Below are 2640 nucleotides of genomic sequence, written 5' to 3' on the forward strand. Positions count from 1 at the left end.
AGTCACCGGTCCGGTACATACGCGAACCAGACTCACCATAAGGATCGGCCAGGAAACGATCAGCCGTCAGATCACCACGCGCAGCATAACCACGCGCCAACTGCACACCACCCAAATACAGCTCACCGGGCACGCCGGCGGGAACCTGGTGGAGCCTGCCGTCGAGTACCAGTGACGTGCTGTTCCACACCGGGATGCCGATCGGCACCGACGCGTCGGAGGCCGATGCCCGTTCGATGTTCTCGTAGGTGATCTCGACCGCGGCCTCGGTGGGACCATACAGGTTGTAGAACAAGATCTCCGGCAACGCCGAACGCACGTCGGCGGCCACCGCAGGCGGTACGGCCTCACCGGTGAGCGAAATGATGCGTACCGAATCCATTGCCGAAATACGTTGTGTTCCCACCACATCGACAAACACCGAGAGCATCGACGGCACGAAGTGCACCATCGTCGCCCGGGTCTGCTCGATCACCTCGGCCACGTACAGCGGCTCGGTGTGCCCACCGGGCTTGAGGATCACCATCCGCGCCCCCACCATCAGCGGCGCGAACAGTTCCGGCACCGAGACGTCGAAGGTGTACGGCGTCTTGAGGATGACCGTGTCTGTGTGATCGATCGGCAGTTCGTCCAGGCCCCACCACAGACGGTTGAGTACCGCCTCGTGCGGGAGGGTCACACCCTTGGGGCGGCCGGTGGAACCCGAGGTGAACAGGGTGTAGATGGCGTTGTCCGGTGACACCGGGGCGATGCGATCAACGGCGCTGACCGGTGGTGCGGTCAGGTCGATGTCGCCGTCGCAGGAGACGACGAGGGTGCCGACACTCCCTACCCTCGAAACCATGTGAGCGGACGCGTCGGTGACCAGGACCAGATCCACACCGGCGGTGTCGACCATGTATTGCACACGGTCGGCGGGCGTATCGGTGCCGAACGGCACGTACTGGCCGCCCGCGGCCACGATGGCGTGGATGGCCACGACCATTTCCACGCCGCGGTCGATGCATACACCGACCGCGACGTCAGGTCCGACACCGGACGAGATCAGCTCACGCGCAAGGGTATTGACGCGGGCACCGAATTCGGCGTAAGAGACACCACGCCCCTCGAACCACAGCGCCGTCGCCTCCGGTGACGACGTCACCTGCGCGGCAACCACATCCGTGACGAGCAGCGGCGACACCTCGACATCGGCGCCCGCCGAACTGCCGAGCACCCGCGTCATCTCGTCGGTGCCGAGCAGCTCCGCATCACCAACGGCGCCATCGGGATCGGCGGTCAGCGCCGCGATGAGCCGGACGAAACGATCCGACATGCTCGCGATCGTCGATTCGTCGAACAAGTCTGTGGCGTAGCGCAGAATGCCCGACCACGGCCGGTCGGCGTCGCCGGTGGACACCATCACCGCCAGATCCACCTGTGCGGGCACCTCGTCGACGGCGACCGGCTCCATCCGCAACCCGCCGACGTCGACGCCGGCATCGGCGACCGACGCCGCCGGATTGAACGACAGGATCACCTGTGCCAGTGGCGCGAACGCTTCGGACCGCACCGGATCAAGTGCCTCGACAACCGCTTCGAACGGCACGTCGGCGTGGGTGAACGCCTCGAGGTCGGTGGCCCGGACATTGTCGAGCAACGTCGCGAAGGACTCGCCGCCCGACACCCGGGCCCGCAGGACGAGGGTGTTGACGAACATACCGACGAGCGGGTCGAGCACGGCCTGACCGCGGCCTGCGGTGGGCGTGGCCACGGCGATGTCGTCCGATGCGCTCAGCCGCGCCAACAGCACCGACAGCGCAGCGTGGACCACCATGAACTCGGTGGTACCGAATCGCTTTGCGGTGGCGGTGATCGCGTCGGAAACCTCGCGCGGGAAGTCGAAGGAATGGTCGGCGCCCAGGTAGGACGCCACCCGGGGGCGCTGCCGGTCGGCAGGAAGTTCCAGGACGTCCGGAAGGCCGGCGAGTTGCTCGCGCCAGTAGCCGAGTTGTCGGCCGATGACCGATTGGGTGTCGTCGGCGGAGCCGAGGACCTCGTGCTGCCAGATCGCGTAGTCGGCGAACTGCACCGGCAACGGCGTCCACGACGGTGAATCACCTTGTGTGCGTGCGCTGTACGCGGTGACGATGTCGGTCACCAGCGGGAGCATGGACTCGCCGTCGAGGCCGATGTGGTGGGCGACTACCGCCAGGAGATACTCCTGGCCGGCCGAATCGGCCTGTGCCAGCCTGACCCGAATCGGCCACTGCGTTGTGACGTCGAAACCGGTTGTAGCGGCGGCGATGACGCCGTCCACCGAATCGGCGATCTGCCAGATGCGGCGGTCGTCGAACTCTGCGATGTCGCCGACCTGCTGGAACGGTATGCCGTTCTCGGCGGGGAACGAGGTGCGCAGGACCTCGTGGCGTTCAAGGACATCGATCACGGCCTGCCGCAACGCATCCACATCCAGTTCGCCGGTGACATTCGGCCCGCTCGCTTCGCTCCCGGCGCCGGTCAAGCGCAGGACGGCGGGGATGTTGTAGGTGGCGCCCGACGCGTCGAAGCGGTTGATGAACCACATCCGCTGTTGGGCGAACGACAACGGGATGCGCGCAGGACGCGGATCGGCAACGGTGACCGGGACCAGGGCGGCGC

Annotated in this window: 1 protein-coding gene; it reads right to left on the reverse strand. The window is 66.4% G+C overall.

Annotation, left to right across the window (positions count from 1 at the left end):
• The coding region (locus tag KDB67_RS22225) for a condensation domain-containing protein (protein WP_291020724.1) at positions 1-2640 on the reverse strand (2640 nt) is incomplete at both ends.

Source organism: Gordonia sp. (in: high G+C Gram-positive bacteria), from assembly GCF_020438995.1.
Taxonomy (GTDB): Bacteria; Actinomycetota; Actinomycetes; order Mycobacteriales; family Mycobacteriaceae; genus Gordonia.